General features: G+C 36.4%; 16 protein-coding genes. 13 read left to right on the forward strand and 3 right to left on the reverse strand.

The features are described from left to right. Nucleotides 1–2: 2 nt before the first annotated feature. The 10 genes from SLH48_RS18370 to SLH48_RS18415 all read left to right on the forward strand — a co-directional run bounded on the left by SLH48_RS18370 (nucleotide 3) and on the right by SLH48_RS18415 (nucleotide 11,208). Nucleotides 3–1,115, forward strand: a complete 1,113-nt coding sequence (locus tag SLH48_RS18370) for a cobalt-precorrin-5B (C(1))-methyltransferase (protein ID WP_320259340.1) — start codon at nucleotides 3–5, stop codon at nucleotides 1,113–1,115. Then, nucleotides 1,099–2,316, forward strand: a complete 1,218-nt coding sequence (gene cbiE / locus SLH48_RS18375; protein WP_320259341.1) for a precorrin-6y C5,15-methyltransferase (decarboxylating) subunit CbiE — start codon at nucleotides 1,099–1,101, stop codon at nucleotides 2,314–2,316. The genes SLH48_RS18370 and cbiE overlap by 17 nt, the downstream gene beginning before the upstream one ends. 7 nt (nucleotides 2,317–2,323) lie before the next feature. Next, complete coding sequence (gene cobI, locus SLH48_RS18380) at nucleotides 2,324–3,025, forward strand: precorrin-2 C(20)-methyltransferase (protein WP_320259342.1); 702 nt, start codon at nucleotides 2,324–2,326, stop codon at nucleotides 3,023–3,025. After that, a complete protein-coding gene (cobM, locus tag SLH48_RS18385) occupies nucleotides 3,022–3,795 on the forward strand; it encodes a precorrin-4 C(11)-methyltransferase (RefSeq protein WP_320259343.1) in 774 nt (257 codons plus the stop codon). Before cobI ends, cobM begins: the two co-directional genes overlap by 4 nt. After that, a complete protein-coding gene (locus tag SLH48_RS18390) occupies nucleotides 3,792–4,916 on the forward strand; it encodes a cobalt-precorrin 5A hydrolase (RefSeq protein ID WP_320259344.1) in 1,125 nt (374 codons plus the stop codon). Before cobM ends, SLH48_RS18390 begins: the two co-directional genes overlap by 4 nt. Nucleotides 4,917–5,146: 230 nt before the next feature. Next, nucleotides 5,147–5,320, forward strand: a complete 174-nt coding sequence (locus SLH48_RS18395) for a hypothetical protein (RefSeq protein ID WP_320259345.1) — start codon at nucleotides 5,147–5,149, stop codon at nucleotides 5,318–5,320. A gap of 264 nt (nucleotides 5,321–5,584) precedes the next feature. Then, a complete protein-coding gene (locus tag SLH48_RS18400) occupies nucleotides 5,585–6,955 on the forward strand; it encodes a cobyrinate a,c-diamide synthase (protein WP_320259346.1) in 1,371 nt (456 codons plus the stop codon). 314 nt (nucleotides 6,956–7,269) lie between these two features. Beyond that, nucleotides 7,270–8,313 carry a nicotinate-nucleotide--dimethylbenzimidazole phosphoribosyltransferase gene (gene cobT / locus SLH48_RS18405; RefSeq protein ID WP_320259347.1) on the forward strand — a complete coding sequence of 348 codons (1,044 nt, stop codon included), beginning with the start codon at nucleotides 7,270–7,272 and terminating at the stop codon, nucleotides 8,311–8,313. A 141-nt stretch (nucleotides 8,314–8,454) separates the two neighbouring features. After that, nucleotides 8,455–9,210, forward strand: a complete 756-nt coding sequence (gene cobA, locus SLH48_RS18410; protein WP_320259348.1) for a uroporphyrinogen-III C-methyltransferase — start codon at nucleotides 8,455–8,457, stop codon at nucleotides 9,208–9,210. Between the two features lie 831 nt (nucleotides 9,211–10,041). Continuing rightward, entirely contained in the window at nucleotides 10,042–11,208 is a 1,167-nt protein-coding gene (locus SLH48_RS18415; RefSeq protein ID WP_320259349.1) for an ABC transporter permease subunit, read from the forward strand. Between the two features lie 95 nt (nucleotides 11,209–11,303). On the opposite strand, the gene SLH48_RS18420 is transcribed toward SLH48_RS18415, so the two are convergent. Then, nucleotides 11,304–12,287: a methyl-accepting chemotaxis protein gene (locus SLH48_RS18420; protein WP_320259350.1), complete on the reverse strand. Its 984-nt coding sequence runs from the start codon at nucleotides 12,285–12,287 to the stop codon at nucleotides 11,304–11,306. Nucleotides 12,288–12,456: 169 nt separating this feature from the next. Between SLH48_RS18420 and SLH48_RS18425 the strand changes: the two genes are divergently transcribed. Further along, complete coding sequence (locus SLH48_RS18425) at nucleotides 12,457–12,585, forward strand: hypothetical protein (RefSeq protein ID WP_320259351.1); 129 nt, start codon at nucleotides 12,457–12,459, stop codon at nucleotides 12,583–12,585. Between the two features lie 408 nt (nucleotides 12,586–12,993). Here the strand turns inward: SLH48_RS18425 and SLH48_RS18430 are convergent, their stop codons facing one another. Together SLH48_RS18430 and SLH48_RS18435 are read right to left on the reverse strand one after the other, a co-directional pair. Further along, nucleotides 12,994–13,650 (reverse strand): Type 1 glutamine amidotransferase-like domain-containing protein, encoded by a 657-nt coding sequence (locus SLH48_RS18430; protein ID WP_320259352.1) that lies wholly within the window; start codon nucleotides 13,648–13,650, stop codon nucleotides 12,994–12,996. 309 nt (nucleotides 13,651–13,959) lie between these two features. Next, nucleotides 13,960–14,901 carry a YafY family protein gene (locus SLH48_RS18435; RefSeq protein WP_320259353.1) on the reverse strand — a complete coding sequence of 314 codons (942 nt, stop codon included), beginning with the start codon at nucleotides 14,899–14,901 and terminating at the stop codon, nucleotides 13,960–13,962. A gap of 110 nt (nucleotides 14,902–15,011) precedes the next feature. Here SLH48_RS18435 and SLH48_RS18440 point away from each other — a divergent pair, with 110 nt between their 5' ends. Then, a complete protein-coding gene (locus SLH48_RS18440; protein ID WP_320259354.1) occupies nucleotides 15,012–15,350 on the forward strand; it encodes an SH3 domain-containing protein in 339 nt (112 codons plus the stop codon). Nucleotides 15,351–15,864: 514 nt separating this feature from the next. Next, complete coding sequence (locus SLH48_RS18445) at nucleotides 15,865–16,365, forward strand: GyrI-like domain-containing protein (protein ID WP_320259355.1); 501 nt, start codon at nucleotides 15,865–15,867, stop codon at nucleotides 16,363–16,365. The last annotated feature ends 157 nt before the right edge of the window (nucleotides 16,366–16,522 follow it).

Here is a 16,522-nt window from a genome sequence, read left to right on the forward strand (position 1 = left end):
GTATGAAAGACCAGAAACAGTCTACGGAAAAAAAATTACGACAAGGTTATACGACTGGATCGTGTGCTACAGCAGCTACGAAAGCAGCACTCACAGCATTAATTACGAAGGAAGAGCAAACCGATGCAACGATTTATCTTCCGGTCGGAAATTTTGTTACCTTCCAAATGGAGCATTGTGATTTTCATGAGAACGGCGTAACTGTAGGTGTGATTAAGGATGCTGGTGATGATCCAGATGCAACTCATGGTGCCTTAATACAAGCAACAGTGAGCTGGAAAAATACTGCTGGCATTGAGTTGGACGGTGGAGCAGGCGTTGGTAGAGCAACAAAACCAGGGTTACCTATCGAAGTTGGAGAAGCGGCAATTAACCCTGTTCCAAGAAAAATGATCCGATCCACAGCTGAAGAAGTGTTAACCCAATTTCGCATTCACCAAGGAATAAAGGTCGTTATATCAGTACCTGATGGTGTTGAAATAGCCAAAAAAACACTTAATGGAAGACTTGGAATTTTAGGTGGTATCTCTATTTTAGGTACAAGAGGGATCGTTGTACCGTTTTCTACTGCTGCTTATAAAGCGAGTATCGTACAAGCGATAAAAGTAGCTCGTGCAAGCGATTGTGAGCATGTTGCAATTACAACAGGCGGGCGTAGTGAAAAATATGCGATGCAACAGCTTCCTAATTTATCAGATGAGGCTTTTATTGAAATGGGTGATTTTGTCGGTTTTACCCTTAAGCAGTGTAAACGTCTGGGGATTAAGAAGATCTCTATGGTTGGCATGATGGGAAAATTCTCAAAAGTCGCCCAAGGAGTGATGATGGTTCATTCGAAAAGTGCACCTGTTGATTTTGGCTTTTTAGCACAAGTTGCATCCGAGGTGGGTGTGAAAGGGAAATTAATTGAAGAAATTGAACATGCAAACACCGCTTCACAAGTTGGGGATATGATGGTCGCGAATGGGTTTCATAGTTTTTTCGAAGTTCTTTGTAATTATTGTTGTCAGCAAGCTCTTCAAGAAATGTCCGGTGGAGTAGATGTCGATACGACTTTGTATACATTAAAGGGTGATCTGTTAGGAAGGGCGGAATGTTATGACGAGAGCGATTAAGATGATTGGTATAGGGGATGAAGGGAAACAAAGTCTCCTTTCTACATATGAACAATGGGTTTATGAAAGTGAAGTGCTTGTGGGCGGAGAAAGGCAGCTCGCATTTTTTCCTGATTACTGTGGAGAAAAGGTAGTGATTAAGGGAAGGTTACGTTCACTTGTTGAACGCCTTGAAAGTGAATCAAGACGTATCGTTATACTCGCCTCGGGTGATCCGTTATTTTATGGTATCGGCAGTTATTTGGCAAAGAAACTTCAGCTAGAAATTTATCCATATGTTAGTTCAGTGCAGCTTGCATTTGCGAGAATGGGTGAGAGCTGGCAGGATGCATATATAACAAGCTTACATGGAAGAAAGATGCAAGGTCTAGCACAAAAAATAGACGGCAAAGACAAAGTAGCTATTTTGACAGATGAAACAAATACGCCTTCAGCCATAGCTACGTACCTACTTTTTTACAACATGGTAGAGTATCGTGCTTTTGTAGCTGAAAACCTTGGTGGAGAGTCGGAAAGGTGTGGCTGGTATGATCTTCATGAGCTCCATAACATCGTGGACAATGTTTTTTCACCTCTTAATATTGTCATTCTGAAAAAGGTGGCAGAAAGCCCCGCTTGGAGCTTAGGAATTAATGATAATGAGTTTGTCCAACGAAAGCCCGAAAAAGGGTTAATTACGAAAAAGGAAATTAGAACGCTAAGTGTAAGTGCACTACAGCTTAAACTAGATAGTGTCGTTTGGGATATTGGGACTTGTACTGGGTCAGTTGCTATCGAAGCTGCGAGAATTGCTCGAGAAGGGCAAGTGTTTGCGCTTGAGAAAAATGAAGCTGATATTGAAAATTGTTTGTTGAATATACGTAAATTCCGTACAGATATAACAGTAGTAAACGCAAAAGCACCTGATGGCCTCGATTCTTTCCCTGATCCTGACGCTGTTTTTATTGGAGGGACAGCTGGTGGCATGCGTAACATCCTACAAATTTGTTGTAATAAATTACGAGAAGATGGAAGAATTGTGCTTAATGCTGTGACAATTGAGAACTTATCAGAAGCAAATGCCTTGTTTAACGAATATGGCTTTCATACTGAAATTATTTTGGCACAAGTCTCAAGGAGCAAGCCGATTTTGAACTTAACGAGATTCGACGCATTAAATCCAATATATATAATTACGGCTACAAAGAAGAAAGGGGCTTAAAGCTTATATGACTGGAACATTATACGGACTAGGAGTAGGGCCAGGTGACCCTGAGTTGATTACGGTAAAAGCTTTTCGTACTTTGCAGGAATCGCCAGTAATCGCTTATCCAAAGAAACGCAAAGGAAGTAAAAGCTATGCTCATCAAATTATCGATGTGTATGTGAATCCGAACGAAAAGGAAATGCTTGGGTTAGTGTTTCCTATGACAAAGGATAAGAGCATTTTAGAGCGTGAATGGAATTTAACAGCGGAAAAGGTATGGGAAAAGCTACAACAAGGAAAAGACGTCGCTTTTGTAACAGAAGGAGATCCGCTTTTATACAGTACTTTCATTCAAATGTTGAATGTGATGAAGAAACGATATCCAGAAGTAAAAGTTCATACGGTACCTGGTATTTCATCAATTAATGGTGCAGCTTCTAGGATTGGTATTCCATTAGCTGAAGGAGATGATCATGTAGCAATCATCCCTGCTAGAGATGACTATGAAGCGATGAAAAAAGTGATTGAAGAAAATGATTGTGTCATATTTATTAAGGTTGCAAAAGTGATAGACCTTATGATCAACGTGTTAAAGGAATTGCAACTGTTAGATAAAGCTTCAGTGGTGACGAAGGTAACCTCAAATGAAGAAATTATTTGGAATGTAGAAGAACTCGAAGGTGTAGATCTTGAGTATTTAACGTTAATGGTGGTGAGAAAATGAAGCTATATATCGTTGGAGCAGGACCTGGTGCGAGTGATTTAATAACTGTCAGAGGCTTAAGGCTACTTCAAGAGGCAGATGTTGTTTTGTATGCTGATTCGCTAGTTAGTGAAGAGTTAATAAAGGAATCGAAGCCTACAGCAGAAGTGCTCAAAACAGCTGGTATGCATTTAGAAGAAATGGTAGATATCATGGTAAGCAGGTTGAAGCAAGGAAAAAAAGTAGTAAGGGTTCACACTGGAGATCCAGCCGTTTACGGAGCGATAATGGAACAAATTTCACTTTTAAAAAGTGAGGGAGTGGAAATAGAAATCGTTCCTGGTGTAAGCTCTGTTTTTGCAGCTGCTGCTGAATTAGGTGCCGAGTTGACAATACCGGATTTAACACAAACGGTTATTTTAACTAGGGCAGAAGGAAGGACACCTGTACCTGACCGTGAAAAATTACAAGATTTAGCTCGCCATCATTGCACGATTGCCTTCTTTTTAAGCGCAACATTAACTAAAAAGGTTATAAATGAACTAATAGAAGCTGGCTGGAGCAAAGCGACACCTGTTGCTGTAGTATACAAAGCAACATGGCCTGATCAAAAGATTGTTCGATCAACGCTGGAGCATCTTGATGAAGATATGAAAAAGAATGGTATAAGAAAACAAGCGATGATTTTAGCAGGCTGGGCACTCGATGAGCATATACATGAAAAAGACTACCGATCAAAGCTATATGACAAAGAATTTTTCCACGGATTTCGCCCGGGGGTGAAATCGTGATTTTGTCGTTAGCGGAAGACAAGCTTCCAGTTATTAAGCATGTGAATACATATGCTGTTGTTGCTATAACAAAGCATGGGGTTGATCTAGCTAGAAAGCTCGCTTCTTCATTCTCAAATACGGATGTTTACTATATGAGTAAATTTGCAAAAGGGGACGAGGAGCAGCTAAACATTCAAATGTTTCAAGGTAGCGTAAGGCTGCTTCTTCCCTCACTATTTCAAGTTTATCAAGGAATTATCATGATTATTTCATTAGGTGCTGTCGTGCGAATGATTGCCCCACTTTTGAAGGATAAAAAAACAGACCCGGGTGTTGTTGTCATCGATGATAAGGGTGAGCACGTGATCAGTGTGTTATCAGGTCATTTAGGTGGTGCAAATGAATTAACGAAAGAGGTAGCTGCTGTGCTTCAAGCTACACCAGTAATTACAACAGCTTCAGATGTTCAGCAAACAATTCCAGTTGACTTATTTGGAAAGCGGTTTGGTTGGCAATGGGAATCAGCAGAAAAGCTCACACCTGTAAGTGCTTCTGTTGTAAATGAAGAACAAGTAGCAGTTGTGCAAGAATCAGGTGAAAAGAATTGGTGGAACTACGACAAGCCCATACCCAATCATATTTCTATTTATTCGGACATAGCTCAAGCCTTAGCGAGTAATCCAGCAGCAGCCCTTGTCATTACTCATCGGCTGCTCACAACTAAAGAGCAGGCAATTTTAAAAAATGGCGTATTGTATCGCCCTAAAGTTGTTGTCTTAGGGATGGGATGTAATCGAGGGACTAGCTATGATGAAATAGAGCAAGTAATAGATGATACATTAGTAGAATTACAGATTTCAAAACAAAGTGTCAAAGCAATTACCACAATTGATTTAAAAAAAGATGAAGTAGGCTTGTTGGAGGTTGCTGAAAAAAACCATTGGGATTTTACCTATTATACAGCTGGGCAGTTGAATAATGTATCAATCGAACAGCCATCAAATACAGTATTTAAATATACTGGCGCATACGGCGTTAGTGAACCTGCAGCGAAGCTGTATAGCGGAGCCGAGGAGCTACTATTAGTAAAGAAAAAATCAGGAAATGTGACGATATCAGTCGCAATTATTCCACATTGATTAATATGATGGCTAGTAATCTCGTTTTCCTAGCTTGTGAGTAGAATCATTAGGTTAAGACAGTAAAACCAAGAGTTCGGACAGTAAATAGAATTAATTGGTTAGTAAAGCAAGAAGTTTGGATAGTAAATAGAGTTAATTGGATAGTAAAGTAAGAAGTTTGGATAGTAAATAGAGTTAATTGGATAGTAAAGCAAGAAGTTTGGACAATAAATAGAGGTAATTTGATAGTGAAGCAAGAAGTTCGGATAGTAAACAGAGTTAATTGGATAGTAAAGCAAGAAGTTCGGATAGTAAATAGAGTTATTTGGATAGTAAAGCAAGAAGTTCGGGTAATAAATAGAGTTTGGATAGTAAAGCAAGAAGTTTGGACAGTAAATAGAGTTATTTGGATAGTAAAGTAAGAAGTTCGGATAGTAAATAGAGTTAATTGGATAGTAAAGCAAGAAGTTTGGACAGTAAATAGAGTTAATTGGATAGTAAAGCAAGAAGTTCGGACAGTAAATAGAGTTAATTGGATAGTAAAGCAAGAAGTTTGGACAATAAATAGAGTTAATTTGATAGTGAAGCAGAAGTTCTGACAGATACATTCTTCCACAGTTGCTCACAGAATGTGGGCAACTGTGGAATCGGGGTGCCTTTTGCATTTCTTATAAGGAGGCTACAAAATGAGCAAAAGATTTGTCATTGCTGGAACAGGAAGTGGAGTTGGTAAAACGACCTTAACGATTGGTTTGATGGCTGCCTTTCAGCAAAGAGGATTGAATGTACAAGGTTTTAAGTGTGGACCTGATTACATCGATCCTACGTATCATACCGCTGTTACAGGCAGACCATCAAGAAATTTAGATAGTTGGATGCTTTCTCATGAAGTCGTTCGTGAAATATTCAGTCGTGGGAGTGATGACGCTGATATCTCAATTATTGAAGGTGTAATGGGTTTTTACGATGGCAAAAATCCACAAACGAATGCAGGGAGTACGGCAGAAATAAGTGTGATTACAAATTCACCAGTTATACTCGTTGTCAATTGTGCGAGTATGGCTAGAAGTGCGGCAGCTATTGTGAAAGGTTTTCAAGTTCTTTCTCCAGAGCCGAATATTGTAGGTGTTATTGCGAATAGAGTAGGTAGCGAAGGTCATTATAAACTTGTGAAAACGGCGATAGAGCAAGAGTGTCATATTCCAGTGGTTGGCTATTTAAAAAGAGAGGATAATATTGAAATTCCAGAGAGACATTTAGGGTTAGTGCCGTCCATAGAAAGGGGAGAGCTGGATCATTTTTTCGCAACCTTAGGGCATCTTGTGTCAGAGACAATAGACCTTGATCTACTGTATGAGCTTGCTGAATCAAAAGGAATTGATCATCACCCGACTGGAATATTTGATATACAGCATACCCAAAGTGTTAAGATTGCCGTTGCGAAGGATGAAGCTTTTAATTTTTATTATCAAGAAAATTTAGATATTTTAAAAGCCTATGGAGCTGAGCTCGTCTTTTTTTCTCCGTTAAGAGGTGACCACTTACCTGAAGGGGTTTCTGGTTTATACATTGGAGGAGGCTTTCCTGAAGAATTTGCTAAGCAATTATCAGAACAAGCTGCAGTCAAAGATTCGATCAAACGTGCGATAACTAGTGGGATACCAACATTAGCAGAATGTGGTGGATTTATGTTTTTAACAGACATGATAGAATCTACAGAAGATGAGCGTTTTGAAATGGTCGGTATTATCCCTGGCAAAGTAAAAATGCAGCAAAAGCTTGCAGCACTTGGCTACCGTGAAATAAGTGGTGCACCAGGTAATTACCTATTACCAAATCACTTACATGCAAAAGGCCATGAGTTTCATTACTCGACCTTTTCATCAGCCACTAATGTACAATATGCCTATGAAACAAAGGGTATGCGAGGAGTGAAAAAGGAAGGCTTTATGAATAGTAATGTTGTAGCAGGCTATACTCATTTTCACTTTGCTTCATGTCCAGAAATGGTTCATAATTGGGTGACTAAATGTCGACAATGGGAGAAAGATAATTAGTCATACTATGGCAACAATAAGCAACATTAATTATGTGAAGAAAATCACAAAAAATACAAGTATGCTTTTTGATAGATAGAGGTTTGTCGTACAAGATGTCACTCTCATTTAGCTATTCAAATGTAAAAGGCTGTTTTCGCATTAATTGAGTTTTTTCGTAACACGTATACATCTTATCATTCGTGGCATCATTTGTTGTTATATAATAATGTCAACTAATGAAAAGTTATTTTACTGGTATTTTAATTTTGTCACAATAGCTCAGTTTACGAAAAGAGCTTTACATATAAACAATTCAAGGAGGTTTCATTATTATGTCTATTCATGTGACGATTCCACCATTAGAGAAGCAAAAAGGAACAGAAGTAAGTAGGTATGTTGATACATTAACAAAACCTCAAGGTAGTCTTGGTAGATTAGAAGAAATAGCGATTGCACTTGCTGAAATGACAGGAGAATCTTTTCCAACGGTAATGCCCCCTGGTGTGATCGTCTTTGCAGCAGACCATGGGATTGCCAAGGAGGGTGTATCTGCGTTTCCTCAAGAAGTAACATCTCAAATGGTTTACAATTTTCTAACAGGTGGAGCGGCTATAAATGTCTTTAGTAGACAAATAGGAGCAAAGTTTAAAATTATAGATATAGGAGTAGCAAATGATATTAATGGTGAAGGGTTAGTAAATAGAAAAATAAAGTATGGCACAGCGAATTTCCTACAGCAGGATGCAATGAGTCGTTCGGAAGCCGAGCAAGCTGTCAAGGTTGGCTATGAAGAGGCTGAGAAGTTTATAAAGGATGGGGTAAAATGTCTCATCTTAGGTGAAATGGGTATAGGAAATACAACAACAAGCAGTGCAATATTGGCTGTATTATCGGATGAGAATGTAGCTGAAATTGTCGGTCATGGTACGGGTATTTCAGATGATGGGAAAATTAAAAAAATTGAGGCAATTAAGCAAGCAATAGTGAAACGAAACCCAAATTCAACTGAAGTATATGATATACTGTCTAAAATAGGTGGATTAGAGATTGCTGGAATGACTGGTGCCATGCTTGCAGCTGCTCATTATCGAGTTCCAATTCTAGTTGATGGCTTTATTTGTACGATTGCAGCATGTCTTGCTAAAGTAATTGATCCTGTAGTTGTGGATTATATGATAGTTGGACATCAATCGGTTGAGCCTGGGCACAAAATTGCAATTGAGCTTTTAGGAAAAAAACCTTTGGTAAATCTTGGGCTTCGATTGGGTGAAGGAAGTGGAGCAGCAGTTGCATTTCCAATCGTAAAATCTGCCACACTAATGTTAAAAGAAATGGCCACCTTTACTCAAGCAGGTGTGTCTAATAAAGAAGAGTAAAGCTAACATAGTGGTACTATGTGAAGAATGACAATGGGGAGTCATGTGGAGGTCTGCTGCACATGAATGTAAGGTTCCACACAAAATGAGGTGTGAGTCTTAACCCCTTTATACAATATTTAAGATAAAGGGGAGACATCTATGAAAAAGGGAAAAGTGTATATAGTAGGAGCTGGTCCAGGAGACCCTAAACTTATTACTTTACGTGGATTAGAGTGTATTCAAGAGGCAGATGTGATTGCTTATGATCGCTTAATTAGTAATGAGCTTTTAAAGCATGCAAAAGATGGAGCAGAATTGATTTTTTGCGGCAAGCTTCCTGGCAAGCATGAACTAATTCAAGAGCAAATAAATGAACTTCTCGTTGAAAAAGCACTTGAAGGGAAAGTTGTAACTCGTTTGAAAGGCGGAGATCCTTTCGTCTTTGGTAGGGGTGGAGAAGAGGCAGAAGTGTTAGCCACAAATGACATTCCTTACGAGGTAGTTCCAGGGATTACATCTGGTATTGCGGCACCTGCTTATGCTGGAATTCCTGTTACTCACAGAGATCATGCATCATCATTTGCGATTGTAACTGGCCATGGTCGAGAAAGCAAAGGACAAGACATGATTAACTGGCAGGCGCTTGCTCAAGGAATTGATACGATTGCATTTTATATGGGTGTAGGTAATCTTAAACATATTTGTACACAATTAATAAATAACGGGAAAGATCCTTCAACACCGGTTGCCATGATTGAATGGGGAACAACAGCGGAACAAAGAACAGTAACTGGAGAATTACATTCGATTTTTGAAATCTCTCAAAAAGAGAATATTACTCACCCAGCTGTTGTACTCGTTGGTAATGTCGTTGGTATGAGAGAAAAAATTAAGTGGTTTGAAGCTATTAAATAATAGTGTTGTCTGCAGTCACTAGCTTTGTATATAACTTCTTGTGAATACAGTAATAAATACAAATTTTCATATGTAGTTAGAAGCCCCATAAACAGTCGTTTATGGGGCTTCGTATGTTCATTAAAAAAGTTTTAAGTTATGTTTAAAACTTTTATGCTGTCGATTTCGTTTAAGTTTATAGGTAAATACTAGTGATAAGTGAGGGTGTGAAAATTAGCGTGAAAATGAATAAAAAGTCTTTTATATATATTAGCATTGTCTTAATAGTAATATTTTTTAGCTACTCTGTTTACACGAATGAAAATAACAATCAAACGTTAGTACAAGAATGTAAAGATAGGGGGATGTATCCTGAATATGAAAGAGGTTTTTTAACTTTTTCTTCAGCTGTTTCTTGTTTAGATAGGCTATCAAAATAAACTATAAATATTTGAAGTATTTCTATCGTAAAAACATATAATAAGAAGGCCAATTTCTCATTTAAATCTTGAGAGGTTGGTCTTTTGTTTTTACTTAATTATTTGCAGAACTTACATTATTTATTTCAAATAATAATTAACATCCTATTATTTACAATTATCTTTTTAAAACTTTTTTTATTATCATTTCGTTTAACTAACCGAGGTAACAAATACGAAGGACTAGTATACTACTAAAGTCATTTTTATCTGCACTGCAACATTGGTCAATATAAAGTTTGAAAGGTGTTCCACTTGAATTTAACAATTGAAAATATCATAAACATGTTTGGAGATCAGTAAATGATGTTTCATTTGAGTTATTAACACCGAACCTTGAAAATTTCTATTTATTCGAACAGGAGGCAGTATGATGAAACAACTAGTGAAATTTGAATTATATAAAATATTTAGACAAAAAGGGATATACATTTCGATGATACTTATGCTTCTCCTATTTGGTATGATCATGTTTAACGAATCCAGAATCCCAAATAATTTAGATACTTCTGCTGTAGATATTAAGGAGGAACTGCAAGTAGTTGCAAAAAAGTGGGAGGGAAAGATAACAGAACAGAAGATAGAAGATGCCTCGGAAATTTCACAATCTCTTGAGGCCAAAGTACAGCAAAAATATGATGAAAATTACAGTGGAGTAATGACGGAATTAACATCAGAAGAAGTTGCTGAATACTTTATCTTAAATAGAATAAGTATTGCAAGATCATATTTAGAAGATTATAAGATCACTCTAAAAGAATTCGATGATAAATTAAATACATTAAATAAAGGTGATTTTACTTATAAGGAAGCATTGTTAGAAAAGGAAATGTTAGAAAATTTGGTTGTAGATACTTTTAACTATAATGAAGGACCAAAAAATACAATTGGTTTCGCCAGTGATTATGCAGCTTATTTTACAGGATTAATTATGTTAGTTGGACTAGCTTCAGTTTTTGTAAATGAAACAAGTACTGGAATGGACCAATTGATATACAGCACACGCCATGGACGCAAAATAATTGTTACAGCAAAAATAATTGCTGCAACGGTTTTGATCTTAGTTATTACAATGTCATGGGTTATTTTTGATGTATTAATGAACACATACATTTATGGAACTAGTGGATGGACTTCATCTATACAAAATTTAGGATATCCACAATCACCTTATAGCCTAACGGGTCTAGAGTATTTTGGTATTCAAATCGGTGCTCACATACTCTCTGCATTTGCTTTTATGGCTTTCATATTCGCGGTGTCTGCAGTATCGAAAAGTGTACTCGTATCTTTTATTATTAGTGCAATAGTCTTCATCTTGCCATCTATCTCTATGCCGACTCCATTATGGGAATATGTGATGAAGTATAGCTTTGGAAGTTTTATGTCTGCTTCAGAATTTATAAACCCATTTCATGCAATAAATGTTGTAGGAGTTCCAATATTAGATCCCGTTGTTCACTATCCACTCGTTGCACTTCTAGGAATCATTTTCACTATTGTAGTTTACAACACGATTCGAAGAAAACAAGTTGCATAAGGAAATGGTCACAAAATAATGATTATGTAACTGGAAAACCAGCTAATGATTACGAGATTAGCTGGTTTTAGTTGTCCAATAATGAATGGGATAAGCTATTCTCCCTTAACATGATTGGTATCTTCTTGTGCTTTATGGATAATTCCGCTAATGCCAGCTGCAAGTTTTGAATCAACTATTTCAGCATCTTCAATATGCATGAGAATCGTTTCATTAATTTCATCAAAAACAAACTTAGTGTCATTTATTTGCTGAATGACCTCTTTAGAAAAGGCTGTTTGTTCATTAATTGCTTGAAGTACGTTATTGACTTCTTCTTGTTCTTGTTCCATTATTAGTAAATTATTATTTATCTTTGAAGTTGTTTCAGCACTTAGTTCAATTCCTTTATCAACTAAAGAGGAGCTCTTTGTCGTTTCATTTAAAGCACTACTTATCTCGCCTTGTATATGACTCGTAAGTTCAGCAATGTTTTTAGTACTTAACGCTGTGCTTTCAGCTAGTTTTCTAACTTCTTCTGCCACGACAGCGAAGCCTTTACCTTGTTCACCAGCACGTGCTGCTTCTATAGATGCATTTAACGCAAGTAGATTTGTTTGATCGGCAATATCGTTTATGACATTGACGATATTTTCAATTTCTTTAGATCGAATACCAAGCTGTGTCATACTCTCAGAAGCATTATTCGTCTGTTCTCCCAATTGTTTAATTAGAGCTTCTACTTCAATTACTGAATCCCTACCTATTTTTGACTGCTCGACCATTTTGGTTGTTGAGGCGATAAGTGATTCGCCTTTATCGATAACAGATGTAGAGATGTCGTTGGATTGAATGCTTAAATTTTGAACTTGTTCAAAACGGCTTTTTATTGTTTTTACTAAAGAATCTAATACCTGATGTTGATCATTCACCACTTGATGTTGATCAACCGTCGCAACCAAGTCTGTTTGTAATTGTGCTAGAAACTCATTTGTCATCAATTCTTGTTGTTGTTTTTCTAATTCTAGCATTCTTACTTTTTCTTCAAGTTCATCTATGTGTTTTTGTAAATCTTTCGTCTTCTTCGTTTTTATTAACATATCGGTGTGCCTCCTGAGCTTTTTTCCTACTAAGTTATATTTTGTCATATTATGTGTGATTTTGTCGAGATTAAGAGAACATGTAATTTTAATTTAAATGATTTTGCATGAAGGGAATTTTTATAAATTGGAGAAAATGTCATAAAGAAGTAGTGATTAATAAGCTAACATGAAAATTGAACTTGTAAAACATTTTATGAAAGAGCAAGAGGATTCAGGTTCACCATCAATCGAGTTTACGGTAATTATTACAGTCAATGCTAGTGAGGACAACGAAATAATCAAGCTAATTGAATGATGTAATTAGCTAATAAGCTTATAATGATATGAATTAAAACAGAGAGTAGCAAATTCACTAGGGGAGCTGTGGTGGAACTCTTTAGAGTCAAGAAGGGGTTTGGCAACCTGGTTAGAGGAATAATAGGGTTTATCGATGAGTTTAGCACATACCGATTTGGAGGCTAACGATCACTCAAAAGTGAACTTTGGCAAAGAGTTTAATTCTAATGAAGTGATGAGAGCTAAACTCTTGATCTTCCCCTGCATACCTTTAGGGAGATTTTTTATAGTTAAAACAAATCTCGTAAACTTATTTTTTATTAAAAATGGACGATTGATGAGTTTTACATGAGCTCAATAATTGTAAAGGTAGCAAGATGCCAAGAACGCTAGTCGTATACTATACCTTAGAATAAAAAAGCAACAATTAATTTGAACTGATTTTTATGGAGTGTACTGAATTTCCTATATTTGTTAAATGATCTTCATTCTTAAATACAACACATGCATTTTCGTCAATCCCATAGCCAAATGGAATGGAAGTCTGATTCAAAGCACTATGCAAATATGGTTCCTGCTTGTCCTCTGTATAATGTACACCGATAAGGATATTGGAAAGTAGACCAATACCTTTAATCATTTCAATCTCCTTAGTTTTAGATTCGTTAGGTGAGATAAAACTTTCTGTTAATGAAATGAGTGCACCAGCAGAACAGGCTGCGACAGGAAAGCCATTGTAATAATGTTCTTTTATTAGCTGTTTTATTGGTGACTTTGTATATTGTTTATGGTATTCGTATGTACTTCCACCACCTATGAAAATCCCCGTAGATTGAGCTAATGTATTTGTAGCTTGATCGTAAGCTAGTTGATTATTTTCGTCTGGCATAATGACAGAATAGCTATTAATACCTAACTCCTCCCAAGTCTGAACGTAGAACGGTAAGTATTCTTTCCACTTAGGAGAATAAGTGATCAATAATGCAATATGAGCTTTTTTGCCCCCGCATTTTTGAACAAACGTTTGATTAGCTTGTAATAATGAAGGGTTTCCACCAAATAAAAATAAATATCTGTCTTTCATTATATTTTCACTCCGAGCTGGGTGTATTTTTTACTAGGCTACTTACGTAAATTTTGTTGCGTAAACAACCTTTTACTAAGGCTCTTTTCGTAGACTTTGTTGCTATTTAAGACAGCTTTTGCAATCGACCTTATTTTAAATGAGAAAAGGTGCCACGAAAGCTTAGCTTATACGTATTTATATCTAAGTACGAACAGTCTTTATTAAATAAGATATTTTTTTTCTGTAGAGAAAAATATCAATTAAACATCCGAATAAATGTTGCTTCATCTATCGTAACATAGCCATATCATCCTATGGCTACTGACTCTAAAGGTATATGTCGTTTAAATCGCTAAGGATTTTTTTCATTTCTATCATTAGTTGCTCTGGTCCTTCAACTCGCGCGTGTTTACCTAGACTAATAAAAAAAGAAGCGTAATATTCTAGATCAGGTTTGGTGATTTGAGTATATAAGCGACCGATGCCATCTTGTTCTACGACAATACTCTGTTCTAAGAATGGGTCGTTTTTACAAATTTTCACACCTTCACGACTGAGCTTTACTTTGAGTGAAACCTTTTCAGGCTCTTTCCCCATATATGACCAATTGTGAATGTTGAACTTACTTAAGTTCACACCCTCATGTTCTTCAACGATGGTTGCATTTATAATGCGATCAGCTCTAAATAAGCGTGTATCTTCTCTCTTGAAGCAATAGGCAGGACAGTACCAATGCCCGTTTTGTGAAAAAACACCAACTGGCTGAATTGTTCTAGTTGATTTTCCTTTAATTGAATCATAGGTAATTTGAACAACCTGTTGATTAATGGAAGCATCTAGTAGTAATTGTAAGCAAGGAGATGACTGCTGTCTTTGTTGTGTATAAAAGACAAAACGTTGTTCCATTTCCTCAATTCGTTTTTTAACATCACTCGTTAAGTAATGATGAAACTTTTTTAATGCAGATTTAGCATCTGTTTCAAAGGGAAGATCGTTATAGTATTGGAGTGACTGGTTTGCAAAGAACATTGCAATCGCTTCATTTTCTGTAAAGGCAATTGGAGGAAGAATGCGTTCTTTGATAATTTTGTATCCTCCTCCTGCACCAACTTCTGAATATAGTGGGACACCTAGCTCTTGTAGATCAAGTAAGTCCCGTTGAATTGTACGAAGTGATACGCCAAATTCATCTGCTAACTCCTTTGCAGTAAATACCCGCTTGGAGTTAATGACCATCATTAATTCCACTAACCTCTTCGATTTATTCATTTAATACAGCCCCCTGATTAGTCCCACCTTTATATGCTTAATATATCATATTAATACGTCAATAATTGTCGTAATTATAAGTTAAGATCTAAATGAAGGGAGATAAATATATGTATTATATAGTAGCAAGGAGTCATAAAACGAATTATCCCAAGCCTATTACTTTGATGAAGGGTCAGGAAATTATTGTAAGTGAAAAAAGAGAGGGATATTGGATCTATTGTAAAACTACAGACGAGGCAATGGAAGGATGGGTCCCAGAAAGCCTTATTAAAATTGATGGAAACACAGCATTTGCCTCGGAAAATTATACAGCAAGGGAACTAAATATAGACGTAAATGAAAAGGTTATTGGAATAAAGGAACTTTATGGCTGGTTATGGTGCCGTAACGTTAGCAATAATGAAGAGGGTTGGGTGCCAATTGATCATCTAAAACCAATAGTTTAAAAAACTATTAATCTGTTGGGTTCGTACAAAGTACTACTCTCATATTAATTTTCACATAAGTCGTGGCATCTTTTCATCTTAAAAACGAGAAAATCGAGATTAGTTAGTGAACATAGTAGCAAAGTTAAGTAAACAACTTCTTAAAAGCTTGTTATTAATAATGGGTCTAAAGTTAAAATCCTTATATGTCTTTCTGCACATAGTCACAACGTGCCTTCTGTGGAGTGTCTCCAGTGTTTGTCTCGGATAACTTAAATGAGGGGTCTTTGCTTACGGCTGAAGATGAATAAGGGAATTAATCTTAATGTTAATATTTATTGTTTTTTCACGTTATTTTGAGTAACTGATATGTATTATGTAATTAGTCTTTGGAGAAAAAGGTGCCCTAAATATTAGCTTGCCATTTTTAGAGATATGAAGCTAATAAAAAATTTGGAAAAATATAATAAATACGACATTAGATGTCGCTATTATTAACTAAGATGAAAGTGTAAAAGAAAAGGAGGAATAAATAATGAATAATAAAACGAATGAAATGAAGCTTGAACCGACAATTAAAGAGATGGACGAGATGGTGGTTGTTGGACTAGAATGTCGTACTTCAATGACTGAAATGCAAAAAAATAATCCGATTCATGGTTTATGGATGGATTTTATGTCTTTGGAAAATAGTATTCCTTTCCGAAAAGACAATAATGTGACGTATGGCTTTTGCTATGATGAAAATAAAGAAACAGGTGAATTTGTTTACGCTGCCGCTGTTGAAGTAGAAAAGGTGGATCAATTGTCAGATAAGCTAGTGACAAAAACAATTCCTGCGCAACGTTATTTAGTCTTTACTCATAAAGGGCTAATTAGTGAGCTTGGTAAAACATTTGGCTATATTTTTGAAGCTTGGCTGCCGCAATCTAATTATGAAGTCGTTAGCTCAGCTTCATTTGAGTTATATGGTGAGAGATTTCTTGGGCCGGATAATGATCAATCGGAGACAGATATTTACATCCCGATAAAATAGCAACATTTGTATGAAGTAATGATCATGAAAAAATATATGTTGTTTATCTTACTAATAAACAAGTAGAGCTGATGATTGCACAGCTCATCATTGCCCATGTTGACTATTTAAAGAAGCTAAAAATAGATGGAGTCTTATTATTTTGTGGTCCTCGTAT

The organism is Cytobacillus sp. IB215316, assembly GCF_033963865.1.
Classification (GTDB): Bacteria; Bacillota; Bacilli; order Bacillales; family SM2101; genus Nanhaiella; species Nanhaiella sioensis.